22 protein-coding genes are annotated in these 25,507 nt (G+C 61.2%); 8 read left to right on the top strand and 14 right to left on the bottom strand.

The genetic code is table 11. The features are described 5' to 3' along the window. Positions 1-117 precede the first annotated feature (117 nt). From lptD to AACW18_RS08790, 6 genes are read left to right on the top strand one after another with little or no spacing between them, the layout of a single operon-like run. The gene (gene lptD, locus AACW18_RS08815) at positions 118-2,529 is read left to right on the top strand and encodes an LPS assembly protein LptD (RefSeq protein WP_218388411.1); all 2,412 of its coding nucleotides are present in this window, start codon (positions 118-120) and stop codon (positions 2,527-2,529) included. A gap of 30 nt (positions 2,530-2,559) precedes the next feature. Continuing rightward, positions 2,560-3,852 (top strand): peptidylprolyl isomerase SurA, encoded by a 1,293-nt coding sequence (gene surA / locus AACW18_RS08810; RefSeq protein WP_042654235.1) that lies wholly within the window; start codon positions 2,560-2,562, stop codon positions 3,850-3,852. A 50-nt stretch (positions 3,853-3,902) separates the two neighbouring features. Beyond that, entirely contained in the window at positions 3,903-4,898 is a 996-nt protein-coding gene (gene pdxA, locus AACW18_RS08805) for a 4-hydroxythreonine-4-phosphate dehydrogenase PdxA (RefSeq protein ID WP_218388410.1), read from the top strand. Beyond that, positions 4,888-5,715, top strand: coding sequence for a 16S rRNA (adenine(1518)-N(6)/adenine(1519)-N(6))-dimethyltransferase RsmA (gene rsmA, locus AACW18_RS08800; RefSeq protein ID WP_042654236.1), 828 nt, complete (start codon positions 4,888-4,890; stop codon positions 5,713-5,715). Before pdxA ends, rsmA begins: the two co-directional genes overlap by 11 nt. 4 nt (positions 5,716-5,719) lie before the next feature. Continuing rightward, the gene (gene apaG, locus AACW18_RS08795; RefSeq protein WP_218388409.1) at positions 5,720-6,082 is read left to right on the top strand and encodes a Co2+/Mg2+ efflux protein ApaG; all 363 of its coding nucleotides are present in this window, start codon (positions 5,720-5,722) and stop codon (positions 6,080-6,082) included. Between the two features lie 6 nt (positions 6,083-6,088). Beyond that, complete coding sequence (locus AACW18_RS08790; RefSeq protein WP_218329754.1) at positions 6,089-6,910, top strand: symmetrical bis(5'-nucleosyl)-tetraphosphatase; 822 nt, start codon at positions 6,089-6,091, stop codon at positions 6,908-6,910. A gap of 69 nt (positions 6,911-6,979) precedes the next feature. Here the strand turns inward: AACW18_RS08790 and AACW18_RS08785 are convergent, their stop codons facing one another. Further along, a complete protein-coding gene (locus AACW18_RS08785) occupies positions 6,980-7,465 on the bottom strand; it encodes a 2TM domain-containing protein (protein ID WP_218388408.1) in 486 nt (161 codons plus the stop codon). 222 nt (positions 7,466-7,687) lie between these two features. After that, positions 7,688-8,677: a luciferase-like monooxygenase gene (locus AACW18_RS08780; protein ID WP_218388407.1), complete on the bottom strand. Its 990-nt coding sequence runs from the start codon at positions 8,675-8,677 to the stop codon at positions 7,688-7,690. Between the two features lie 249 nt (positions 8,678-8,926). On the opposite strand from AACW18_RS08780, the gene AACW18_RS08775 reads away from it, so the two are divergent. After that, positions 8,927-11,815 (top strand): HD domain-containing phosphohydrolase, encoded by a 2,889-nt coding sequence (locus AACW18_RS08775; protein WP_256351824.1) that lies wholly within the window; start codon positions 8,927-8,929, stop codon positions 11,813-11,815. Between the two features lie 57 nt (positions 11,816-11,872). On the opposite strand, the gene AACW18_RS08770 is transcribed toward AACW18_RS08775, so the two are convergent. The 4 genes from AACW18_RS08770 to rplU form a co-directional block, all read right to left on the bottom strand. After that, a complete protein-coding gene (locus AACW18_RS08770; RefSeq protein WP_218291742.1) occupies positions 11,873-13,243 on the bottom strand; it encodes a YjiH family protein in 1,371 nt (456 codons plus the stop codon). 372 nt (positions 13,244-13,615) lie between these two features. Further along, positions 13,616-14,821, bottom strand: coding sequence for an Obg family GTPase CgtA (cgtA, locus tag AACW18_RS08765; RefSeq protein WP_218291741.1), 1,206 nt, complete (start codon positions 14,819-14,821; stop codon positions 13,616-13,618). A gap of 189 nt (positions 14,822-15,010) precedes the next feature. Next, complete coding sequence (gene rpmA / locus AACW18_RS08760) at positions 15,011-15,268, bottom strand: 50S ribosomal protein L27 (protein ID WP_042654244.1); 258 nt, start codon at positions 15,266-15,268, stop codon at positions 15,011-15,013. 19 nt (positions 15,269-15,287) lie between these two features. Beyond that, positions 15,288-15,599 carry a 50S ribosomal protein L21 gene (gene rplU, locus AACW18_RS08755; protein ID WP_033130528.1) on the bottom strand — a complete coding sequence of 104 codons (312 nt, stop codon included), beginning with the start codon at positions 15,597-15,599 and terminating at the stop codon, positions 15,288-15,290. A gap of 242 nt (positions 15,600-15,841) precedes the next feature. Between rplU and ispB the strand changes: the two genes are divergently transcribed. Next, entirely contained in the window at positions 15,842-16,813 is a 972-nt protein-coding gene (gene ispB / locus AACW18_RS08750; RefSeq protein ID WP_218388405.1) for an octaprenyl diphosphate synthase, read from the top strand. 85 nt (positions 16,814-16,898) lie between these two features. On the opposite strand, the gene AACW18_RS08745 is transcribed toward ispB, so the two are convergent. The 8 genes from AACW18_RS08745 to AACW18_RS08710 form a co-directional block, all read right to left on the bottom strand. Next, positions 16,899-17,087 (bottom strand): DUF2065 domain-containing protein, encoded by a 189-nt coding sequence (locus tag AACW18_RS08745; protein WP_218388404.1) that lies wholly within the window; start codon positions 17,085-17,087, stop codon positions 16,899-16,901. Positions 17,088-17,176: 89 nt separating this feature from the next. Beyond that, a complete protein-coding gene (gene hflC / locus AACW18_RS08740; protein WP_042654247.1) occupies positions 17,177-18,061 on the bottom strand; it encodes a protease modulator HflC in 885 nt (294 codons plus the stop codon). A gap of 3 nt (positions 18,062-18,064) precedes the next feature. After that, positions 18,065-19,216, bottom strand: coding sequence for an FtsH protease activity modulator HflK (gene hflK, locus AACW18_RS08735; RefSeq protein ID WP_042654328.1), 1,152 nt, complete (start codon positions 19,214-19,216; stop codon positions 18,065-18,067). Between the two features lie 91 nt (positions 19,217-19,307). Continuing rightward, positions 19,308-20,594 (bottom strand): ribosome rescue GTPase HflX, encoded by a 1,287-nt coding sequence (hflX, locus tag AACW18_RS08730; protein WP_042654248.1) that lies wholly within the window; start codon positions 20,592-20,594, stop codon positions 19,308-19,310. 63 nt (positions 20,595-20,657) lie between these two features. Further along, positions 20,658-20,921, bottom strand: a complete 264-nt coding sequence (hfq, locus tag AACW18_RS08725) for an RNA chaperone Hfq (protein ID WP_033128769.1) — start codon at positions 20,919-20,921, stop codon at positions 20,658-20,660. 72 nt (positions 20,922-20,993) lie between these two features. Then, complete coding sequence (gene miaA, locus AACW18_RS08720; RefSeq protein WP_218388688.1) at positions 20,994-21,890, bottom strand: tRNA (adenosine(37)-N6)-dimethylallyltransferase MiaA; 897 nt, start codon at positions 21,888-21,890, stop codon at positions 20,994-20,996. A gap of 118 nt (positions 21,891-22,008) precedes the next feature. Beyond that, complete coding sequence (gene mutL / locus AACW18_RS08715; RefSeq protein WP_218388403.1) at positions 22,009-23,862, bottom strand: DNA mismatch repair endonuclease MutL; 1,854 nt, start codon at positions 23,860-23,862, stop codon at positions 22,009-22,011. Positions 23,863-24,001: 139 nt separating this feature from the next. Beyond that, the gene (locus tag AACW18_RS08710; RefSeq protein WP_256351823.1) at positions 24,002-25,504 is read right to left on the bottom strand and encodes an N-acetylmuramoyl-L-alanine amidase; all 1,503 of its coding nucleotides are present in this window, start codon (positions 25,502-25,504) and stop codon (positions 24,002-24,004) included. Positions 25,505-25,507 lie beyond the last annotated feature (3 nt).

Genomic DNA, 25,507 nt, shown 5'->3' with positions numbered 1-25,507 from the left:
CTTTATCATTGCCGGCTAACATAAAGCAATGACATGCAATGTCAACTCGATGGATCCTGACATAAAATGCATGCCCTGAATCAACCGTTTTTACCACGGATTGCGCGAGCCTTTCACATGACAAAATGGACACTGGGATCTTCTTATCCCATCGCCCTGAGCATCAGCCTTGTTCCTGCCCTGAGTCCGATCATGGTGCAGGCTGCGCCACTCAACGCGCCACCGGCCACCGGGATCCTAGACAGCCTCTGCTATGACTATGTCCCCAAGATCGAGAAACCTAAGGCGGATCAGGATGCCAACGCCCTGCCGGTCGAGGTGGATGCCGATCGCCTGGAGGCCAAGCAAGGTGGCACCGCTGTCTATGAGGGTGATGTCAAGGTTCGCCAGGGCGTGCGCAAATTCGATTCCGACTATGCCCAGCTGGATCAGAAGAGCCGGGATGTGATCGCCATCGGCAACATCTATTACAACGATGGTCAGATCACGGTCACCAGCGACAAGACCCTCAAATCCAATCTGGATACCAAGGATTCGGAGCTGGAAGAGGGCAAGTATCAGGTCCACGGCTCACCGGTGCGCGGCTTCGCCGACAAGGTGACCATGACCAACAACAACCAGAACATCACCCTGGAAGGGGCTCAGTACACCACCTGCCCACCTGGCCAGGAGGCCTGGACCCTGAAAGCGGGCAGCATCGATATCGATCAGACCGAAGTGTTTGGGGAGGCCTATAACGCAACCCTCTGGCTCTATGACTATCCGGTCTTCTACACCCCTTACATCAATTTCCCTATCAAGGATGAGCGCAAGACCGGCCTGCTTTACCCCTATTACAAGCAGAGTTCCGACAATGGCATGGAGATCACCCAGCCATTTTACTGGAACATAGCCCCCAACTACGACGCTACCATCACCCCCCGTTTCATGGACAGACGGGGCCTGATGAACCAGGTCGAGTTCCGCTACATGCCGGATCCGGCCCATGTCGGCAGCCTCTATTTCGAGAATCTGGACAACGACAAACAGTACGACGAGACGGCCAGTCTGCATGACAACCTGTCCGACGGTCATCGCTATCTGATCAATGCCCGCCACACCTCCATGTTCATCGACAATGCCCTGCAGGTGTCGGTGGACTACACCAAGGTGCGGGACAATGACTACAACTACTTCAACGACTTCGATCCCAGCGTGGGCACTCAGGTCGACAACCAGTTGCAGCAATCCCTGACGGCCGGTTACTTCCAGCAGAACTGGAACCTTAAAACTGAGGTTAGAACCTATCAGATCCTGCTGGCGGGGGCTCAACAGCCTCACTCCATGTTGCCGCGCATCGACCACAACTATTACCAGCAGGGCAACTGGTACGATCTGGCCTGGAACACCGAACTGACCAAGTTTGGCTATGACAACGACGAATCCACCATAGGTGAGGTCTACACAGGTACCCGTCTCTACACTGCGCCCACTCTGACGGTGCCGCTCATCAATGCTGCCGGTTACTATCTGGATAGCCAGTACAAGCTGATGTATACCCATTACAATCAGGAAGTACCGGATGCCAGCAAACTCACCGCCTACTACCGTGACCGAGGGTTGACCGAACTCGATGAGCAGGTCACCCGGGTACTACCCTCAGTTCGTCTCAAGGGCGGCCTCACCTTCGATCGCCAGCAGGATTGGTTTGGCGAGAGCGCCAGCCAGACCCTGGAGCCCGAGTTCCAATACCTCTATGTCCCCTACAAGGATCAGGACAACATAGGTATTTACGACTCCACCACCATGCGCCAGGACTACTACAGCCTGTTCAGTGACCGTCGTTACGCCGGTCTCGACCGCATCAGCGACTCCAACCGGCTCTCCCTCGGTCTCACCACCCGCATCTACGATCCGGCCGGTGATGAACGAATTCGGCTGGCCGTTGCCCAAGCATTCGACTTCGTGGCCCCCAAGGTCACTCTCTATCCCAGTGACGAAGCCAGCATCAATACCCGCTCCCCCCTGTCATTCGAAGGGGATGCCAAGATCAATGAACAGTGGTTTGCCCATGCCGGGGCACAATATGATATGGAGCAAAATCGTATCAGCTCGGCCAACAGCGCGCTGGAGTACCGCCGCGATAAGCTGATCAGCCAGCTGAGCCATCGCTTCATCCGCGATGCCAACTACGACCTGGACAGCAAGGGCCAAGAGATCACAGACCTCAACCAGATCGGCATGCTGTTGACCACTCCGCTCAACGCTCAGTGGCGCCTCTATGGCGGTTACTATTACGAACTCGATCAAGGGGTCAAAGTGGATCGCAAGGTGGGACTGAAATACGACTCCTGCTGCTGGAGCATCAACTTCAACATGGAGTGGGTCAACGATCCGGATAACGTCAGTTACAAGCCCAGCTCCGAGCGCAGTCTGGGTATTCAGTTTGAAATGAAAGGATTGGGTAGCGTGGGTACCGGCTCCAAGGGCACCTCCCTTGACACCGAAGCACTACCTTACATTCGTCCGTTTAACCTGCGAGACCAATAACCGGTCTGGCAAACGCCTTGAGAGATGGATATGAAGAAGACGTTGATTTCCCTGCTGACGGCAGGCCTGTTTGGAGTCATGAGCCAGGGTGCCCTCGCCGCCCCCGAGCTGGTGGACAAGGTGCTTGCCGTGGTCAACAAGGACGTGGTGCTGGCCAGCCAGCAGGAAGCCCTGGTGCAGAAGGTGAAGGCTTCCGCTCAGGAGAGCGGCCAGTCCCTGCCCGATGACGCCACCCTGCGCAAGCAGGCGCTGGATCGACTGATCCAGGAGAGCCTGCAGCTGCAACTGGCGGATCGCCAGGGCCTCAAGATCAGCGATACCCAGCTGGAGCAGGCTATCCAGAGCATCGCCGCCGACAACAAGATGAATCTGGATCAGCTGCGTGCCCAGCTGGCCCGGGAAGGGATCTCCTATGCCCAGTACCGGGAAGAGGTGCGCCGCGAGATCCTGATGAACGAGGTGCGTCGCAGCCAGGTTCGCCGCCGTATCAACATCTCCGAGCAGGAGGTGAAGCAGGTGGTCGAGGCACTGCACAAGCAGGGCCAGCAACAGACCGAGTTCCATGTCGGCCATATTCAGGTCTCCCTGCCGGACAACCCGAACGCCGAGCAGCTCAATGCCGCCAAGAGCAAGATTGAGCGCATCCTGGCCGCCCTGAAAGAGGGGGCCGACTTCCGCAAACTGGCCATCGCCGAGAGCAACGGTCCCAAGGCGCTGGAAGGGGGTGACTGGGGCTGGATGAGCCCGCAGGAGATGCCGACGCTCATGGCCGAGGCGGTACAGGGTGCCAGCAAGGGGGACATCGTCGGCCCGCTGCGCTCCGGTGCCGGCCTGCACATCATCAAGATCTTCGACACCAAGGGTCAGCAGCAGGTCATGATCTCCGAAGTGCGCGCTCGCCACATCCTGATCAAACCCTCCATCATCCTGAGTGAGGAGAAGGCCAAGAGCACCCTGGACGGCATACTGCACGACATCAAGAGCGGCAAGGCCAGCTTCGCCAGCATGGCAGAGAAATACTCCGAAGATCCGGGCTCTGCGGTGCAAGGCGGGGAACTCGGCTGGTCCGACCCCAACGTCTATGTGCCGGAGTTCCGCGACATGGTCAACCGCCTCCAGCCGGGTGAGCTGAGCGAACCTTTCCGTACCAGCCACGGCTGGCACATAGTGCAGCTGGAAGAGCGTCGCAGCCAGGACGCCACCGGCAAGGCCCAGGAGCAGCGCGCCTACCAACTCATCTTCAACCGCCGCTTCACCGAAGAGTCACAGGCCTGGCTGGATGAGCTGCGCGATGAGGCCTACATCCAGATCGAACCCAATTAATGGGCGATGAGCAGATGAACAGCCAGCATCCAGATCGAGTCCAAAAGCAGATGAGCTGTCGTCGTCTCGCCATCACGCCGGGTGAACCGGCGGGCATAGGTCCGGATCTGGTGCTGCAGATAGCCCAGCGGGATTGGCCCCATCAGCTGGTGGTGATCGCCGATCCCGCCCTGCTGCTGGCGCGGGCCGCCCTGCTGGGGCTGCCCATAGTGCTGGAACCCTATGATGCCAGCGCCCCTGCCCACCCGCAGCGGGCCGGCACCCTGACCCTCTGCCCAGTCGAACTCGGCGCCCCCGTGGTGCCGGGTGAGCTGGATGAGGACAACGGCGCCTATGTGCTGGCCACCCTGCAACGGGCCTGTGACGGCAACCTGAGCGGCGAGTTTGCCGCCGTGGTGACCGGCCCGGTGCACAAGGGGATCATCAACCAGGCCGGCGTCTCGTTCAGCGGCCACACCGAATTCTTCGCCCAGCAGTCAGGCACCGCCGACGTGGTGATGCTGCTGGCGACAGAGGGGCTGCGGGTGGCGCTGGCGACCACCCATATCCCGCTCGCCTATGTGGCCGGGGCCATCACCGAGGACCGCCTCGGCAAGGTGATCCGCATCCTGGATGCGGATCTCAGGACCAAGTTTGGCATTCAGCAGCCCCGTATTTACGTCTGTGGCCTCAATCCCCATGCCGGGGAAAGGGGCCATCTCGGTCGGGAAGAGATCGAGGTGATCGAACCCGCCCTGGCTGGCTTGCGCCAGGAGGGGATCGATCTGGTCGGCCCGTTGCCGGCCGATACCCTGTTCCAGGACAAATACCTCAAGGATGCGGATGCGGTACTCGCCATGTACCACGACCAGGGGCTGCCCGTGCTCAAATACAAGGGCTTCGGCAGTTCGGTCAATATCACCCTTGGACTCCCATTCATCCGCACTTCGGTGGATCACGGCACCGCGCTGGATCTGGCAGGCAAAGGCCTGGCGGACTCGGGGAGCCTGATCACCGCGATTAACCACGCCATTCAGATGGTAGAGAAAAAAAGCTATGAGCAGTAAGGTGCAGAGCAACAAGGTGCACATGGGCCACACGGCCCGTAAGCGTTTCGGTCAGAACTTCTTGCACGACCGTTATGTGATCGATCAGATAGTGGCCGCCATCAACCCGCAACCGGGTCAGAACCTGGTGGAGATCGGGCCGGGTCTGGCCGCGCTGACCGAGCCGGTCGCATCCCAGATGGACAAGATGACGGTGGTCGAACTGGACCGGGATCTCGCCGCACGCCTGCGCGAGCACCCCACCCTCAAAGACAAACTGACGGTGATCGAGGCCGATGCCATGCGCTTCGACTTCGGCACCCTGATGGGAGAAGGCAAGGGGCCGCTGCGCATCTTCGGCAACCTGCCCTACAACATCTCCACCCCGCTGATCTTCCACCTGTGCGAGTTTGCCGACCGGGTCGCAGACATGCACTTCATGCTGCAAAAAGAAGTGGTATTGCGGATGTGTGCTGGCCCTGGCAGCAAGGCCTATGGCCGCCTGAGCGTCATGGTCCAGTACTACTGCCAGGTGATCCCGGTGCTGGAAGTGGGCCCTGGCGCCTTCAAGCCGGCCCCCAAGGTGGATTCGGCCGTGGTGCGACTGGTGCCCCACCAGAACCCGACCATAGTCGCGAAGGATCTGCGCTGCCTGAGCCGCGTCTGTACCGAGGGCTTCGGCCAGCGCCGCAAGACCATTCGCAACAGCTTCTCCAACTTCATCACTGACGCTCAGCTGACCGAGCTTGGCATCGATGGCAGCCTGCGCCCGGAGAATCTCTCCCTCGCGCAGTTTGTCATGATCGCCAACTGGCTGGCCGACCAGCAGCAGGCCTGATCCCATGGCATCGTCCCGGATAGTGATCCGTCCGCACCCCAGCTATGTGGCCGGCACCCAGGATCCCTACCATTTTCTCTATCTCATCGAGATAGAGAATCTGGGGCCGGGTACGGTGCAGCTGCTGCATCGGCGCTGGCTCATCACCGACGCCAATGGCAAGATGCTGGAAGTGGAAGGCCCCGGGGTCGTGGGTGAGCAGCCCTTCATCGCCCCCGGTGAGACCTTCAGCTATCAGAGTGGCGTTCCCCTCGCCACTCCGCTCGGCGTGATGGAGGGTAGCTATACCCTGCAAGACGAGTCGGGGCAGCAGTTCGAGGCCCCCATCGCCCCCTTCACGCTGGCCGTTCCCCACATAATTAACTGAGGTTTCATGGCGAACTGTTTCGTCGGTGATGTCCAGGGCTGTTACGACGATCTGCGCCGTCTGCTGGATCTTGCCGAATTCGACTCCGACAAGGACATGCTCTGGCTGTGCGGCGATCTGGTCGCCCGTGGCCCGGACTCTCTCAACACCCTGCGTTTCGTCAAGTCGCTGGGGCAACGTGCCGTCACCGTGCTCGGCAACCATGACCTGCACCTGCTGGCAGTCGCCAACGGGGTCGCACCGCTCAAGAAGAAAGACAAGCTGCAGGCCCTGATGGAGGCCCCGGATCGGGACGATCTGCTGGAGTGGTTGCGCCAGCGCCCCCTGCTGGCGGAACACCCGGAGCTGCCCATCATGATGGTGCACGCCGGCCTCTCCCCCGCCTGGGACGCCCGCACCGCCCGCAACTGTGCCCGTGAGGTGGAGAGCCTGCTGCGCGGCGATCAATACCAGTGGCTGCTGCACAACATGTACGGCGATCAACCGGACAGCTGGCAGGATGATCTGGTGGGGATAGAGCGTTACCGCTACATCATCAACAGCTTCACCCGCATGCGCTTCTGCTACTTTGACGGCCGGCTCGAGTTCAAGTGCAAGAAGGGGCCCACGGAGTCCACTCCAGGCCTGCGCCCCTGGTTCGAGCAGCGCGAGCACCATGTGGATGACCCCATACTGGTGTTCGGCCACTGGGCGGCACTGATGGGCGCGACCGGCAAGGCCGATATCAAGGCGCTGGATACCGGCTGCGTGTGGGGCAATAGCCTCACCCTGTGGCGCTACGAGGACGATGCCCTGATAGCGACCCCCTGCCCGACCCATGCCAGCTGAGCGGCGGTATCGATAATGCGACGGGCCCGGCATATTGCCGGGCCCGTTTTTTATGTGGTGCCTGTCAGATCACAGCTTGCGGCCCAGCCGTTTCTCGACCTGACGCCGCTCCCACTCCGGTCCGAACAGCTTGAACGGCTGGAACAGGTTGATGGCATGGGACATCAGGCCCAACCCCCAGCCCAGCATGGGCCACCAGGCCCAGATGTAATCCGGGTTGCTCAGGTAGTTGATGACGAAGAGCCCGCCGATCACCAGCACATAGCTGATGAGGTGGCCGTAGAAGCCTTTGAGCCCCTCGACGAACTTCATCGCCTCCCGCTCATCCCTGGCCACATGCACAGTCCCCTGACTGTCGATCTCATTTCCTTTCATCTCGCTCTCCTGCAGTTGAGTCACATCGAGCTCAAAGACGGAGGCCAGGGCCTTGAGGGATTCCAGTCCGGGTGGTTGCCCCTGTTCGATCCGCTGTATGGTGCGCACACTCAGACCAGACAGGGTAGCCAACTGCTCCTGGGACCAGCCTCGCTGCAATCTCAATTTCCTGACTATCATCATCGGCTCCTCGTGGTTATGGACAGGGCCAGCATAGGGCCGAGCGGATGAAGGCAACACGACAAAGGCCTGACATCAACCTGACTTTCCTTAAATATCAATGCATTAACAGCAAAACATCATCAGGGGCCTGATCGGTAGGGCGGCATCCAAACCTGCTGCTGCCGTCCCGGCAGGGCTAAGGGACAGCTCGCTGCCGATGATGCACCGAGCAGCCAGGACTCACAGGCTTTGCATCAGCTCGGCCGCAATCTCGAACGAGCGCAGCCGCGCCTCATGATCGACGATGGGGCCGTTGAACATCAGCTCGTCAGCCCCGGTCTCGGCCAGCAGCGCCTGCAAGCCATGGCGGACTCTGTCTCGATCTCCCACCAGGGAGCGGGCCAGGGTCTGCTCCATCGCCATCAGCTCCCGCGCCGACCACTCCTCCCCCAGCTCCTGCACCGGCAGCGGCAACTTGCCCGCATCCCCCCGATAGAGCCGCAGGAACTGCTGCTGCACAGTAGTAAACAGGAAGCGGGCCTCCCGCTCGGTGTCGGCCGCCACCATGTTGATGCACACCACGGCATAGGGCTTGGGCCAGCGGGCTGAAGGCTGATACTGACTGCGATAGAGCGCCAGCGCCTGCAACAGCAAGCCGGGCGCGAAGTGGGAGGCGAAACCAAACGGCAACCCCATGGCCGCCGCCAGCTGGGCGCTGTAGAGGCTGGAGCCCAGCAACCAGACGGGCACCTCCAGTCCCTGTCCAGGCACGGCCTGCACGGCTCCCGGCTGATCGCCGAAATAGCGCATCAGCTCGCGCACATCGGCGGGAAAATCATCCACCTCGCCGCTGCGTTGCCGACGCAGTGCCTGCATGGTGCGCTGATCGGTACCGGGCGCCCGCCCCAACCCCAGATCGATCCGATCCGGATAGAGCGAGGCCAGGGTGCCAAACTGCTCGGCGATCACCAGGGGGGAGTGATTCGGCAGCATGATGCCGCCGGAACCCAGCCGCAGGGTGCTGGTGCCGCCAGCCAGATGACCTATCAGCACCGAGGTGGCGGCACTGGCGATACCCGGCATGTTGTGGTGTTCCGCCAGCCAGTAGCGGTGATAACCCCACCGCTCGGCGTGTTGGGCCAGATCCAGCGAGCGGCGAAACGACTCGGCCGGTACAGACCCTTCGGGGACGGGCACCAGATCGAGGACGGAATAGGGGATGGCGGACATGGGACACTCCATTGCTTCACAATTCAATAACCTGGGGGGCAATGTAGCATGAGATACCTGAATGGCACACTCGATACCCCATCATCCAGGACACCGCCTTGGCCATTCAGCCCTAGCGAATAAAGCTCCTTAAGGAGCCCTGTTTTGACTCGCTAATAATCCCGACCGGATAATTGTGCTTTTTGTCGCCCTGTGAGCACACTGAGAGGGAATCATCACGGCGATCGCCCGTGGGACAAGGATGCGTCCATGACAAAAGCTAGCCTCAGCCGTAGACCCTTTTACGTACACATCGCCACGCTCTTCATTCTGCTGTTCTCCGTGCTGGGGGGCGCCCTCATCCTGCTGCAGTTTCAACAGGGCATGCAGCAGGGACTGGAACACGAGCGCCAGAGCTTCCTGCAGTATCGGGAACAGCTGGCACTGGCCCTCAAGCTGAACCAGCGCCCGGCCCGCATGTCATTGAGCCTGCTGCGCAGCGGCCAGCTGGCCGCGATGACCAGCCTGGACGCTCGCCTCAGCTACCTGCCCCAACTGGCCGAGGTGCTGGCCAACAGCGCCAGCTATGGCGCCATCTATGCCGGTTACGATGACGGTGACTTCTTCCTGGTGCGCAAGCTGACCAACAGAGCCAAGGCGCTACTGGACAGCCCTCCCCCCGCCAGCCACCTGCTGGTGCAGAGCCTGAGTCAGGGCCAGGGAGAGTTCCTCTATTTCGACAAGCGGCTGCATCTGCTCGAGCGCCGGCCCATGCCGGACTACAGGTTCGATCCCCGCAGCCGTGACTGGTACAAGGAGGCGCGCTGGCGCACGGGTATCATAGTGACCCACCCCTATCTGTTCTTCACCACCAAGGAGCCGGGCATGACGCTGGCGGTGGAGAGCGACGATCGCCGGGCTGTGCTCGGGCTGGATGCCGGCGTGGAGGGGCTCTCCGCCCTCATCGGCGAGCTGCCCCTGCCCAGCCACTGCCAGCTGGTGCTGTTCGACGAATTAGGCACCCTGCTGGCGACCGATCCGAAGCGGCTGCCCAGCTTCGAGCAACTGAGCCGGTTGCCCACGCTGTCGGTGCTCAAGCACCCCATACTGACCCAGTTGCAGCAACGGATAGCGACCCAGCCCACCCTGCTGCACGGGCCGACCGAGCTGACCCTGACCGCGGAGGATCGCAACGACTGGCTGGTCAACCTCTCCTCCCTGGACGAAGGCTCCCCCTTCTACATCGCCCTGCTGATGCCGGCAGACATTCTCACCCAACAGGCCCGTCACGAAGCGCTGGTCAACCTTGCCTGGGCCCTGGCCGGCCTGCTGTTGCTGCTGCCCGTCATCTGGCTGGTGGCGCGGCGTACCGCAGCCCCCTTGCTGGCGCTGACCCGGGAGGCGGAGCGGATCCAGCACTTCGACTTTGACGAGAGCGAGTGGCCCGACTCGTCGATCCGCGAGATCGACGATCTGGCCCGCACCATGTCCGGCATGCGGCAGACCCTCGGCAATTTCATGAGCATGGGGCGGGCGCTGGCGGCCGAGCGCCGCTTCGACTCCCTGCTCAATCGCATCTTGCACGAGACGGTCGCGGCCGCGCAGGCGGAAGGGGGCTGTCTCTACCTGGCGCAGGACAAGCACATGACGGCGGTACAGGCCATCTGGCGGCAACAGCCCCTGGCCTGCGAACAGGTGCACTGGCAGGAGGAGCTGCTCGGCGGCCTCTATCACACCGAGCGCCTCAGCCTGCCGCTCGATGAAGACCACTGGCAGCAATATCTGGCCGACTGGGGCCCCTTTCCGGGCCCCCGCCAGCTGCTGGCGGAGCCGCTGTACAACCATCGCCAGGAGCTGATCGGCTGTCTGCTGCTGATCCTGCCGAACTGCTCGTCACAGGAGCTGGCGTCGCGCATCAGCCTGATCGAGGCGCTGGCGGGCATGTCCGCCTCCGCCATCGAGAACCAGCGCCTGCTGGAGGAGCAGAAACAGCTGCTGGAGGCCTTCATCGAGCTGATCGCGGGGGCCATCGATGCCAAGAGCCCCTATACCGGTGGCCACTGCCAGCGCGTCCCCGAGCTGACCCGCATGCTGACCGAGGCGGCCTGTGCCCAGCAGCAGGGCCCCTTCAGCGACTTCAGACTCAGCGAAGAGGAGTGGGAAGCCATCCATATCGCGAGCTGGCTGCACGACTGTGGCAAGGTCACCACGCCGGAGTTCGTGGTCGACAAGGCCACCAAGCTGGAGACGATCTACGATCGGATCCACGAGATCCGCACCCGCTTCGAGGTGCTCAAGCGCGATGCCTATATAGAGGCGCTGGCGGCCCGCCTGCCTGAGCAGGAGAGGATGGCGAGCCGGGAAGCGGTGGCACCGCTCTGGTCGATCCTGGATCAGGAGTTTGCCTTCGTCGCCGAGTGCAACCTGGGGGGGGAATGGATGGCGCCGGAGAAGCTGGCGCGGCTCGATGCCATCGCCAGTCGCAGCTGGTTGCGTACCCTGGATGACAGGCTCGGCATCAGCCGGGAGGAGCTCAGGCGATATGAGAACGAACCGGCCTCGCCGCTGCCCTGCCGCGAGCCGCTGCTGGCCGACAAGCCCACCCACCTCATCCCTCGCCCCACCCAGGACAATATTGCGGCGCACAACCCCTGGGGATTCAAGGTCAAGGTCCCCACCTATCTCTACAACCGGGGGGAGCGCTACAACCTCGCCATCGGTCGCGGCACCCTCACCGAGGAGGAGCGCTACAAGATCAACGATCACATCATCCAGACCATCCGCATGCTGGAGCGGCTCCCCTTCCCTCATCATCTGCGCAAGGTGCCTGAGATCGCCGGTGGTCATCATGAGCGGATGGATGGCAAGGGCTATCCCCGTCAGCTTCATGGGGCACAGATGAGCATCCCCGCCCGCATCATGGCCATCGCCGACATCTTCGAGGCGCTGACCGCCAGCGATCGCCCCTATAAGTCGGGCAAGACGGTGTCCCAGTCCTTGGCCATCATGCGGCACATGGCACAGGATCAACACATAGATCCCGCCCTGTTTACCCTGTTTGTCGACAGCGGCATCTGGCGGGACTACGCCGAGCGTTTCCTGGCACCGGAACAGCTGGATGAGGTCAATAGCCAGAGCCTGCTGGTGGAGCCGGCCTAATCAGCGCCCATAAAAAACGGCCAACCGAGGTTGACCGTTTTATCGCCTAAGCGGGGCTTAGAACAGCAGATGCGCCACCCCGGCGATCACCGGCAGGGTGACCAGGGTGCGCAGCAGGAAGATGACGAACAACTCCCACAGCTTGACCGGGATCTTGCTGCCCAGCAGCAGGGCGCCCACTTCCGACATATAGATGAGCTGGGTGACCGACATGGCGGCGATCACGAAGCGGGTGATGTCGCTCTCTATGGTCGAGGCCAGCACCGCCGGGATAAACATGTCGGCAAAGCCGACCATGATGGTCTTGGAGGCCGCCTCGGCCTCCGGCAGTTGCAGCAGCTCCAGCAAGGGGACGAAGGGGGCCCCCAGCCAGTTGAAGACCGGGGTATGCTCGGCCAGCATCAGGGCACAGGTCCCGATCGCCATCACCACCGGCAGTACGCCAAACACCATGTCCAGCGCATTCTTCACCCCCTCCCGCGCCACGGCGCCGAGATCCGTCATGCTGTCGGCCTTGGTCAGCGCGCGCTGATAGCCATAGCTCAGCACGCTGTGCTGATGGGGAATCGCCTCCTGCTTGCGGCACAGAGGAGTGCCGTCGCTATAGACATCCTTCTTCCAGGAGAGCGGGGGCAGGCGCGGCACCACGACGGCGGCCACCACGCCGGCCAGGCAGACGGTCAGGTAGAAGGGCACGAACATGTGCTCCAGCTTCACCTGGGAGATCACCACCAGACAGAAGGTGATGGAGACCGCGGAGAAGGTGGTGCCGATGACGGCGGCTTCACGCTGGGTGTAGAACTTGCCTTCATACTGCTTGCTGGTCAGCAGGATGCCGACGCTGCCGTCCCCCAGCCAGGAGGCGAAGCAATCCACCGCAGAGCGCCCCGGCAGGCGGAACACCGGGCGCATGATGCGGGTCATCATGGTGCCGACAAACTCCAGCAGGCCGAAGTCCAACAGCAGCGGCAACAACAGGCCGGCGAAGATAAACACCGAGAACAGCACCGGCAGCAGATCGTGCAGCACCAGGCCACCGGTCGCCCCGGAGCGCAGCACCTCGGGACCGGCCTCGAAGAAGGTCAGCAGCACGAAGACGCCGCCGAGCACCCGTACGCAGGCCCAGAAGGGGGAGACGTTGAACAGGCTGTTGAGGAAGGGGCGCCTCACCAGGATCGCCGGCTTGAACAGCCAGGTGACCAGGGTCATCAGCATGGTGGTGGTAATGATGCCACTGACCATGGCCACCAGATGATCGGCGAACACCGTCTGCACCAGCTTCGCCAGCACGGCGACGGGGATGGTGACATTGCCGTCATAGATGACGGGGGTCATAAACAGCAGGATCCCGATGAGTGACGGGACCAGGAACATCAGCACGTTGCGGCGGGTATGGATCGCCGGTGCCTGCAGGGTCTTTTCCAACATGATCTACAGCCTTAATGTTACTTTTCCTTCAGCCAGGCCACCTGCATATTCATGCCCTCGCCCGGCAAACGGGCGCAAGAATAACCCAAAAAAATGCACAAACAAGCTTTAAATGGATTATTTCAAGCATAAGTATTTTATCAGGCAAACCGTCCATAAGAACAACCAGAAACAGACATGCATATCAATTCAATTCAATTGGTTAGCATATTGTTTCATACAGGTTAAGTTCAGGTGCGCAGTATAATCAGTTGCGGTTGGCAGGCAATAAGTGGCATGAGAAATATATCTATAGAGTGATCCGGTCGATCCTCCCATAAAAAAACCGGCGCCTGTTGCCAGGCACCGGTTTCTCAGCGAAGCAGATGAAGATCAGTCGCGGACGTAGATGACTTCGACGCCGTCGTCGTCTTCATCGTCCAGATCGTCATCGTCTTCCAGGCCATCATCAAAGGCCATAGAGGCTGCCAGGGCGTCCGCCTCGGCCTGGGCCAGCTGGTTCTTGTGGTAGTCGTCCCACTTGAACTCGACCTTCTCGATGGCGGCCTTGGCGTCGGCTTCCAGCTGACGGGGCATGGTATCCAGCAGATCCAGGATGTCGTAGCACACCTTCTTGGTGCCTTCCTTGCTGATGGCGGTGATCTGGTAGACAGGACCTTCGTAGGCCAGCGCGGTCTTGACCCGCTCCATCACCTCAACCGCATCTTCTTCCAGGATCAGATCCATCTTGTTGAACACCAGCCAGCGCGGCTTGGCCGCGAGTTCCGGGCTGTATTTCTCCAGCTCGCGGACTATGGTGACGGCATTCTCGGCAGGATCCGAGTCATCGACCGGGCAGATATCCACCAGGTGGAGCAGCACACGGCAGCGTTCCAGGTGCTTCAGGAAGCGAATACCCAGACCGGCACCCTCGGCGGCACCCTCGATCAGACCCGGAATATCGGCGATCACGAAGGAGCGGGAGTTCTCACCACGCACTACACCCAGGTTGGGTACCAGGGTGGTGAAGGGGTAATCGGCCACTTTTGGACGGGCGGCAGACACGGCGCGGATGAAGGTAGACTTGCCCGCGTTGGGCAGACCCAGCATTCCGACGTCGGCCAGCAGCAGCAGCTCCAGCTTCAGGGTGCGCACTTCACCCGGCGTACCGCTGCTCTTCTGATAGGGCGTACGGTTGACCGAGCTCTTGAAACGGGTGTTGCCGAGACCGTGGAAACCGCCCTTGGCGACCAGCAGCTTCTGGCCGTGACTGGTCAGATCCCCCAGCAGTTCACCGGTATCTTCATCACTGGCACGGGTACCAACCGGTACCTTCAGGACCCTGTCCTTGCCGCGACGACCGGTACAGTTGGAACCTCGACCGTTCTCACCGCGCTCGGCGGCGTGGAAACGCTCGAAACGGTAGTCGATCAGGGTATTCAGGTTTTCGTCGGCAACCAGATAGACGTCACCGCCGTCACCACCGTCACCGCCATCCGGCCCACCGTTGGGAATGTACAATTCCCGACGAAAGCTCACACAACCGTTACCACCGTCACCGGCATCGACTCGAATCTGGACTTCATCAACAAACTTCATAGGTAACCGTCACCCTTAATTCGAAAAACCGATACGCAATTATAGTGGTACAGACCCCTGGGGGCGAGACGCATCTAGGCGATAAGGCCTGTCAACGCCGGCTCATCAGCGTGCCGTTTTTTCGTCAAACTCTTCAGAAAAACAAAAGCCCCGCCTGTTGGCGGGGCTTCGGATCCTTGCGGTCCGTAATTACTCAGCAACGATGCTAACGTACTTACGATTCAGCGGACCTTTAACTTCGAACAGGATCTTGCCAGTCGCTTTCGCGAACAGGGTGTGATCTGTGCCCAGACCAACGTTGGTGCCAGGGTGGAACTTGGTGCCACGCTGACGAACGATGATGCTGCCTGCCAGTACAGTTTCGCCACCGAAGCGCTTCACGCCGAGGCGTTTGGCTTCTGAGTCGCGACCGTTACGGGATGAACCGCCAGCTTTTTTATGTGCCATTTTTCAGATTCCTCTCGAATTAAGCGCTGATGCCAGTGATTTTGACTTCAGTGAACCACTGACGGTGGCCCGCTTGCTTGCGATGGTGCTTACGACGACGGAACTTGACGATAGTCACTTTCTCGCCACGGCCGTGAGCCACAACTTCAGCAATAACCTTGCCACCTTCAACGAAAGGAGCACCTACTTTAAAAGTGTCGCCTGCAGCAACCATCAGAACTTCGTTGAAGTCGATGGTAGCGCCAGTCTCAACGTTCAGCTTTTCCAGACGAACGATTTGACCTTCGGCCACACGGTGTTGTTTTCCGCCGCTTTGGAATACCGCGTACATTTGATTAACTCCGTAAAGGCGTGTCTTTTGCTCAAGGCCAGACACGCGCAAAAACCTATAACAATGGGCCGGCATTCTACGCAAATCGATTTGCTCAGGCAAGGCCAATTTCGCAAAAAGTTTATTTTGTGCGCATATCTGCCGCCGTGAATAAACGCTTAACTGTAACCCATTGTGAAATCGTGTAGAATCCCCGCCATTGCTAAAAACGCAGTAATTGCTGCCGTCACGTTACGAGACTTATGGACCAACAGACTATCCGTGCGCTCTGTGCCGCCGACATGACGGCGGTCAATGAACTGATCTTGGCGAGGCTTCAGTCCGATGTCAGCCTGATCAACCAGCTGGGTTTCTACATTGTCAGTGCAGGCGGGAAACGGATGCGCCCCATGCTGACGGTGATGGCCGCTCGCGCACTGGGGTACCAAGGTCAGGATCATCTCAAGCTCGCTGCCATCATCGAATTCATTCACACCTCTACCCTGCTGCACGACGACGTGGTCGATGAATCCGACCTGCGCCGCGGTCGGGAGACCGCCAACGCGCTGTTTGGCAATGCCGCCAGCGTGCTGGTCGGCGACTACCTCTACAGCCGCGCCTTCCAGATGATGAGCGAGCTCTCCAACCTGAGGGTGATGGAGATCCTGTCGGATGCCACCAACACCATCGCCGAGGGGGAAGTGTTGCAGCTGATGAACTGCAACGATCCGGACACCACGGAACAGAGCTACATGACGGTCATCTACTGCAAGACCGCCAAGCTGTTCGAGGCGGCCACCCGCCTCGCCGCCGTGCTGACCCATCAGCCAGAGCCCGTCGAGCAGGCCATGACCGACTACGGCAAGTACCTGGGCACCGCCTTCCAGATCATCGATGACGTCATGGACTACTGCTCCCAGAGCGACGAGATGGGCAAGAACGTCGGCGATGACTTGGCCGAGGGCAAACCGACCCTGCCGCTGCTGCGCGCCATGGCGGTGGGCTCGCCCGAGGAGCGCCAACTCATCCGCGATGCCATCGAGCACCGCAACGGCATGGACCACCTTGACCGGATCCTGGCCATCCTGGACAGCACCGGCGCCCTCGAATATTCCCGCCAGCGCGCCCGGGAAGAGGCCGACAAGGCCATAGCCGCGCTTGCCATCCTGCCGGATTCAGAGCACAAGCAGGCGCTGGCCACCCTGGCCCAGATGGCGGTTCAGCGCAGCGCCTGAGTCAGCATTCAACAGCGAATGAAAAGAGAGGCCATCGGCCTCTTTTTTATGCGCTGCGCTTCGGCACAGCCTCCGTTTCGGCGGCTCAATGCGCCAGCGCCCAGAGGATCACGGCCCCCGCCACCACCAGGCAGCCACCGATGCGGCGCAGCTGCTCCGGCGGCTGATCGCCGAGCAGGCGCAGCATCTGTTGCCAGGCCCTCGGCATCAGCAAGGGGCCCAGCCCTTCAAACAGCAGCAGCAGCCCCAATCCCATCAGCATGGATGTCAGCATCCTCTCTCCTTGCACAAAAAAAGCCACCCGCTCGGCAGGTGGCTTGGCGCCATAATGCGAAAGGGCCTGAATGCTCAGGCCCTCTGGTCTTACTCTTTGGTGCCGTGAGGCGACTTGAGGTAGCGGAAGAACTCGCTGTCCGGCTTCAGGACCATCAGGTCGTTGCCACCGGCGAAGCTCTTGCGATAGGCCTCCATGCTACGCACGAAGCTGAAAAACTCGGGGTCTTTCTTGTAGCTGTCGGCATAGATCTTGGCGGCCTCGGCATCCCCTTCACCACGCAGCTGACGCGCGTTACGCTCGGCGTCTGCGATCATGACGGTCACCTTGCGGTCGATGTCGGCACGCAGGATCTCGGCCTGCTCGCGGCCCTGGGAGCGATGCTCACGGGCAACGGCGGTCCGTTCGGCACGCATCCGCTGATAGATGGAGCTGGAGACTTCCACCGGCAGGTTGATCTGCTTGATCCGCACATCCACCACCTTGATACCGAGCTCGGAGGAGCGCGCCATCTTCATCAGGGCATCTTCCATCACGGTACTGCGCTCACCGGAGACGATGTCCTTGATGGTGCGGTTACCGATCTCGGAACGCAGACCGTTGTTGATCTTGCGCTTGAGCAGGTCTTCGGCCTGGATCTTGTTGCCACCACCTGTTGCCAGATAGTACTTGGAGAAGTCCTCGATCTTCCACTTCACGTAGGAGTCGATGATGAGGTCTTTCTTCTCCGAGGTGACGAAGCGATCCGCCTGACCTTCCAGAGTCTGGATGCGAGCATCCATCTTGCGAACCTGGTCAATCACCGGCACCTTGAAGTGCAGACCCGGCTCGAAGAGGCGGGGCTCACCAGAGTCAACCCGCTTCACCTTGCCAAACTGCACGACTATCCCTTTCTGCCCTTCATCGACGATGAAGACGGAAGAGAAGCAGACCATGGCGGCCACAGCGATGACACCAATAGCTATTTTTTTCATCTATTAGTTTCTCCCTGTGCTGAAACGGTCACCGCCACGCAGCGGCGTCGGGGTGGAATTAGCCCCTTCGTTGGACGGCTGGGCCGGCTCCACCGCAGGTGTGCCCGCCGGACGTGCCGGTTGCACGGCATTCGCCTTGCCAGACAGCTTGTCGAGCGGCAGGTAGATCATGCTGTTGTTGCCAGCAGGCATGTCGACCAGCACCTTGTTGGCTTGCTGATAGAGCTCTTCCATGGTTTCCAGGTAGATACGCTCGCGAGTCAGCTCGGGGGCAGACTGATACTGGGGCAGCAGCTCGTTGAAGCGGGCGACCTCACCCTTGGCCTTCAGCACGATCTGGGACTTGTAGCCTTCGGCTTCCTGTTCCAGACGCTTGACCGAGCCGCGGGCCTTTGGCTCCACTTCACGGGCATAGGCTTCCGCTTCACGAATGAAGCGCTGCTCATCTTCCTGGGCGGAGATGGCGTCATCGAAGGCGTCCTTCACTTCTTCTGGCGGACGAGCCGGCAGGAAGTTGACGTCGACGATCTGCAGACCCATCTGGTAGGGCTCGATGATGCCATCGATCACCTGCCAGGTCTCCTGACGGACTTTTTCCCGACCCGTGGTCAGGACGTCATCCATCTTGGTGTGACCCACCACGTAGCGCAGGGCGCTGTCGGTGGCCTGGCTCAGACTCTCGTCGGCATTGGTGACGCTGAACAGATACTGCTCCGGATCGACCACGCGATACTGCACGTCCATCTCGACCCGGACCACGTTCTCATCCTGGGTCAACATGAAGCCGGAGGCCGGCAGGGAGCGTACAGACTCGACGTCCACCGGGATCACCCGATCGATGAAGGTCGGCTTCCAGCGCAGACCGGGATCCACGTTATGGGAATACTCCCCAAAGCGCAGTACCACCCCGCGTTCGGCTTCACGGATGGTGTAGAAGCCGCTGACGACCCACACCACCACAGCCACAACCAGTGCGATGGAGAGGCCAAACTTGCCTACATCACCACCACCCGATTTGCCACCACCGAACAGGCCACCGAACCGACGGCTCACCTTACGCAGCATTTCATCCAGATCAGGGGGTCCCTGATTCTTGCCGTTATTCCCCCAAGGGTCACGGTCTTTGCCGTTGTTTCCAGGCTCATTCCAAGCCATCAGCGTCTCCATTAATACATGCGGATGGATATCATCTCTACCGGGCCATCGATCGTTGACGAAGCCGCTAAGCCTTCATCTTCATCGACCATCAATGCCTGATAAAGCGTTGTAAACTCTCACCTTCTTGTTTCATGAGGCGGTTCCAGTCGGCCACTTGCAAGCGCACCTCCAGGACAAAATCCCCCTCCTCACTGAAACCTTCCTGCTCGATGCCTTTCAGCCGATAGAGCGCACTGCGCAATCTCGCGGCCGAGGGCGGCAACTGCAGGGTGTGATGGACCATGGATCCGGCCAGCAATTCGGTCAGGGCCGCGAACAGGTATTCGCTCCCCTCACCGGTCTGGGCCGACAGCCAGACCCGCAGTGGACGACCCTCGTCATCCCGCTCCAGGCCGGCCGGACGATCGGTCAGCTTGTCTATCTTGTTACAGATCATCAGCTGGGGACGGTCGTCCGCCTCGATCTCGGCCAAGACTGTCTGCACCGAATCGACATTCTCCTGCATCTGCTCATCGGCACAGTCCACGACGTGCAGCAGCAGGTCCGCTTCGCGGGTCTCCTGCAGCGTCGCCTTGAAGGCCGCGACCAGATCATGGGGCAAGTGTCGAATAAATCCAACTGTATCCGCCAGGATCACATCACCCACATCCTGGATCACCAATTTACGCAGGGTGGGATCCAGAGTTGCGAACAATTGGTCGGCAGCATACACGCTGGCATCTGTAAGTTGGTTGAACAAAGTGGACTTTCCGGCGTTGGTATAGCCCACCAGAGAAACGGTCGGCACCTCGTTGCGGTTGCGGGCGCGACGGCCCTGCTCACGCTGCTTCGCCACCTTGTCGAGTCGACGCAGAATTGCCTTGATGCGTTCCCGCAGCAGGCGTCGGTCGGTTTCAAGCTGAGTTTCACCCGGGCCGCGCAGACCGATCCCGCCCTTCTGACGTTCGAGGTGGGTCCAGCCTCGCACCAGGCGAGTAGAAAGATGACGTAATTGGGCCAGTTCAACCTGCAACTTGCCTTCGTGGGTACGGGCGCGCTGGGCGAAGATATCCAGGATCAGGCCGGTTCTGTCCACCACCCGGCACTGGAACAGACGCTCCAGGTTGCGCTCCTGGGCAGGGGTCAGGGCATGGTTGAAGATGACCACGTCGGCACCCAGCATCTGTACCTGGGACGCGATCTCTTCAGCCTTGCCGCTACCGACAAAAAATTTGGCACTGGGAGCGCTGCGGCTGGTAGTCACCACCCCCAGCGCATTCACCCCGGCCGAGCTCACCAGCATCTTGAGCTCTTCCAGATCCTCCCGCTCACCCTCATCGCTGAAGTTGACATGTACCAGAACGGCCTGTTCACCAGCTTCGTAACGGTCAAACAAGCGCTTGCTCCTTAACGGGTCTCATGATGAATCTGAGTTGGCGAGTCGGCTCGCCGCGGGATATCACGCCTCGGCTTCACCCTGTTCTTCACCGGCGGCGCCCGGGGCGGGCTGGTGATGGTTGACGGCGCGGGCCGGCACCACTGTGGAAATGGCGTGCTTGTAAACCATCTGGCTCACGGTGTTCTTCAGCAAAATGACAAACTGGTCAAACGATTCGATCTGACCCTGCAGTTTGATGCCGTTGACCAAATAAATAGAAACAGGAATCCGCTCACGGCGCAGCGCATTCAAAAACGGGTCTTGGAGAGATTGCCCCTTAGCCATCTTTCTTTTCCTTATAGTTTGTTGTTTTTAAACACCGGATATCAATATAACAACCTGATTATACAGGGAGTGTCAAGCCGCACCAGCACAGGCTAAGACCCTTGCCAGATTGCCAGACTCACCAGATTCCAACCAGGTCAGGTTGGGCCAACCGCGCAACCAGGTCATCTGACGCTTGGCCAATTGGCGGGTGGCAACAATGCCACGATAACGCATCTCATCATATCCCACTTCCCCCGCCAGGTAGTCCCACATTTGGCGGTAGCCAACGCAGCGAATAGCAGGCAGGTCGGGGGTGAGATCCCCCCGCTCAAACAGGGCGCGCACCTCTTGCTCGAGGCCGTTTTGCAGCATCAGATCGAAGCGTTGCTCGATACGTCGATGCAGCACGGCGCGATCGGAGGGCGCGATGGCAAACTGGTGCACCCGGTAGGGTAATCCTTCCCCCTGCACCTGGGTCAACTCGGTTAGCGTCTTGCCGCTGATGCGATAGACCTCCAGGGCCCGGCTCAGGCGCTGCGGGTCATTGGGGTGGATACGCGCCCCGGCGACCGGGTCGATGCGCACCAGCTCATCGTGCAGGGCCTGCCAGCCGAGGCGGGCCGCCTCTTCTTCCAGCACGGCGCGGATGGCCGGGTCGGCAGGCGGCAGTGGCGAGAGCCCCTCCAGCAGCGCCTTGAAGTAGAGCATGGTGCCCCCCACCAGCAGCGGAATGCGGCCACGCCTGGCGATCTCGTCCATCTCGCGCAGGGCGTCGCGGCAGAAATCCGCCGCCGAATAACTCATGGCCGGATCCAGGATGTCGATCAGCCGATGAGGCGCCTGGGCCAGCTCGGCGGCACTCGGTTTGGCGGTGCCGATATCCATGCCGCGATAGATGAGCGCGGAATCCACGCTGATGATGTCGCAGGGCAGCGCCTGACACAGGGCGATGGCGAGATCCGTCTTGCCGGAGGCCGTCGGCCCCATCAGAAAAATTGCGTTCGGCAAGTCAGCCACGTTTAGGTTCCTCTAACACGTCTGCCCACAACAACAGGCACAGGGTGCGATAACTAGCCATTGTGTGAAGGCGTTGGCCCGTGGCGAATCAGACGCCATGGGCAAATCCCTCCAGCACGGTCGCCAACGACAGGGGGCGCACCATGCGAATGTCTGCCAGTTGGTCACTGAAATCGGTCACAAGTTCCGTCAGCAAACGACTGGCCGTTGAAAAATCATATATTTTTTCAGAGCTTATGCCCTGCTCTACCAGCCATTGGCATACTACCTCGGCCAGCTGGCTGCCATCACTGTCAGATCCGCTCTCGATTAACTGCAGCAATTCGGGTAAGAGACTAACCAGATCGGTCTGGCGCAACAGCGCCGGCACCCGAGTCAGGATCATGGTGTCGCGCCCACCGCTTTTCAACTCCAGCCCGATGCGTTTGAGCAAACGTTCCTGCTCCTCCACCAGCACAATAAGGTTTTTCGGCAACTTGAAGGAGACCGGCAGCAGCAAGGGTTGCGCCGCCAGCCCCTGGCCCCAGGCCTCCAGCAGCCAGTGGCGCAGCAGCACCCGCTCGGCCCGTACCAGGGAGAGCAGCGCCAGCTGGCCGTTGCGTTCCAGCAGCAGGTAGGCCTGCTCCACCAGGGTCAGGGCGCGGCAACCCTGCGGCGACGGGCTGGTCGTGGCGCCGGCGGTCGGCGTCGCCACAGCCGCGTCACCGGCCGTCGGCAGGGTGGTGAGCAGGGCGCCCATGCCGCGCATCGCCTCCCGGCCGGGGGGTTCGGGCGGCTGATAGCTGCCGGCGCGAGCCGCGCCCCCTTCCCGCACCTCCCGCGCTGGGGCTCGGTAGCTGTGCTCGGCGCCGTACCACTCAGGGCGGGGCGCCTGGCCGGGGTACTCTATCTGCGGGCTGGCTGGCAGCTCGACCTGACTCTCGGCCAGCGCCTCGGCGGCCGGGGCCTCGCGGCGCAGGGCGGTGAACAGAGCCTGGAAGATGAAGTCGTGCACCAGGCGGGCCTGGTGGAAGCGCACCTCGTGTTTGGCCGGGTGGACGTTCACATCCACCTGGTGCGGATCCAGCTCTATGTAGAGCACATAGGCGGCGAAGCGGTCGGCCGGCAGCAGCTCGTCATAGGCCTGGCGGATGGCGTGATTGATCAGCTTGTCGCGCATCATGCGGCCATTGACGTAGGTGTATTGCAGATCGTTCTGCGGCCTGGCCCCCGCCGGCAGCGCCAGCCAGCCCCGCAGGCGCACGTCGCTGTGCTCGCTCTCCACCGCCAGGGCGTGGTGCATGAAGGGGGTGCCACAGACGGCGGCGAGGCGGCGCTCCTGCTCCGCCACCGTGTTGGCGGACTTGTACTGGCGCACCACCTTGCCGTTGTGGCGCAGGATCAGGGTGCAGTCGAAGCGGGAGAGTGCGATGCGACGGATCAGCTCGTCGATGTGGGCGAACTCGGTCTTCTCGCTGCGCATGAACTTGCGCCGGGCCGGGGTGTTGAAGAAGAGATCCACCACCTCCACAGTCGTGCCCACCGGGTGGGCCGCCGGCTTGACGGTGACGTTCATCTCGCGCCCCTGCGCCTCGGCCTGCCAGGCTTCGGTCTGCTCCTGGGTGCGGGAAGTCAGGGTGAGGCGGGAGACTGAGCTGATGGAGGCGAGCGCCTCCCCCCGAAAGCCGAGGCTGTTGATCCCCTCGAGATCATCCAGGGTTGCCACCTTGGAGGTGGCGTGGCGGGAGAGCGCCAGCACCAGCTCGTCCTTGGGCACACCGCTGCCGTTGTCACGGATGCGGATGAGCTTGGCGCCGCCCTTGTCGATGTCGACCTCGATCCGGTCGGCGCCCGCATCCAGGCTGTTCTCCACCAGCTCCTTCACCACGGAGGAGGGCCGTTCCACCACCTCGCCGGCGGCAATCTGGTTGGCCAGGATCGGCGGCAAAATACGGATCGGCATCGTTTACTCCTGACGTTTCATCTTGCGGGATCCAGACGCCTTCACAACGAAGGCTGGCCGCTCGACCACCTCGCCGGTGGCAATCTGCTTGGCCAGAATGGAGGCCAAAATAGGGATCGCCATCGCTGGCTCCCGATTCTTATCCTTGGGGGATATAGATCACCTGCCCAATCTGGATGTCCCGCGACTTGAGTTTGTTGATCTCGACCAGCTTCGCCTGGCTCACTCCGTGCTTCTCGGCGAGACGGGAGAGGCTCTGGCCACGGGTGACCACGTGGCGGATCATCTTGGACTTGTCGTTGCTCTGCGCGCTGGTGACCGGCACGCTCGGCTCCTTGGACGCCACCGAATAGGGCTTGATCACCCCGGCGCCGGATCCGCCGCTGACGCTGCTGACCGGGGCGCCGCCGTCATTGCTGCGGCTCGGCACCGTCGCCGGCATGCGGTTGGTCACCTGCTGCTGGGGCGCGGCCGCAACCACCGCCTTTTTCGCCGCTGGTTGACTGCTCCTGGCCACTTGCTGGCCCTTGCCGGTCATCATGGGGCCCTTGGTCGGGTGGCTGCGATAGTAGTTGCGGATCCCCTCGAAGATGGCGCGCGCCAGCTGATCCTGATAACTGGCGGTGGCCAGCAGCTTCTCTTCCCCATGGTTGGAGATGAAGCCGGTCTCCACCAGCACCGAGGGGATGTCCGGCGCCTTGAGCACCGCCAGACTGGCGTGCTCGGGCGCCTTCTTGTGCAGCCGGGCGACCTTGCCCATGGAGCGCAGGATCTGGCGGCTGACGTCATAACCCTCGGCCCTGGACTTGTCCATGGAGAGATCGAGGAAGGTCTGCGCCAGATAGGGGTTGGGGTCGGATTCGGCCAATACCTTGCCTACCCCGCCCAGCAGTTCGCCCTGTTTCTCCTGCTTCTCCAGCCAGCTGCCCATCTCGCGGTTGGCGCGGTTGGTCGACAGCACCCAGACCGAGGCGCCGCGCGGCGTGGAGTTGTGGAAACTGTCCGCATGCACCGACACCAGCAGATCGGCCTTGGCCTTGCGGGCGATCTCGGAGCGCTTGTTGAGGTCGACGAAGTAGTCACCACGGCGGGTCATCACGGCGCGCATGCCCGGCTCGCGGTCGATCAGCGCCGCCAGCTTCTGCGACACCGCCAGGGTCACCCGCTTCTCGTAGGTGCGGCGCGGACCTATGGAGCCCGGATCTTCCCCGCCATGGCCCGGATCGATGGCGATGACGATGGCCTTGCCCTGTCCGCCGACCGGCGCGGCCTGGGCCGTGGTGGCCCCCTTCTCTTCATAGGGCAAGTCGATCACCAGCCGGTGACCGTAGGGACCCGCCGGTGCCAGCGGGAACACCACCGGCTTGATGGCGGAGCTGAGATCCAGCACCAGACGCAGGCTGCCCTTCTCGAGGGGCGTGCTCTCGCGGATCTTGCGCACCAGCTCGCTCTTGTTCCCGATGCGAGACAGATTGGCGGCGTTGCTCGCCCCTTTCAGATCGATCACCAGGCGGCTCGGGCCGCTCAGGGTGAAGTAGTTGAAATTGGGGGCGCTGCTCATGTCGAGCACCACCCGGGTGTTATCCGGCGACGGCCAGACCCGCACACTCTTGAGCTGATTCGCCCAGGAGGGTAAGGCCATCAA

The sequence above is a fragment of the Aeromonas sp. sia0103 genome, assembly GCF_963895295.1.
Taxonomy (GTDB): domain Bacteria; phylum Pseudomonadota; class Gammaproteobacteria; order Enterobacterales; family Aeromonadaceae; genus Aeromonas; species Aeromonas encheleia.
Note: the sequence above shows the minus strand (reverse complement) of the source record. Positions and strands in the feature narration are given on the sequence as shown.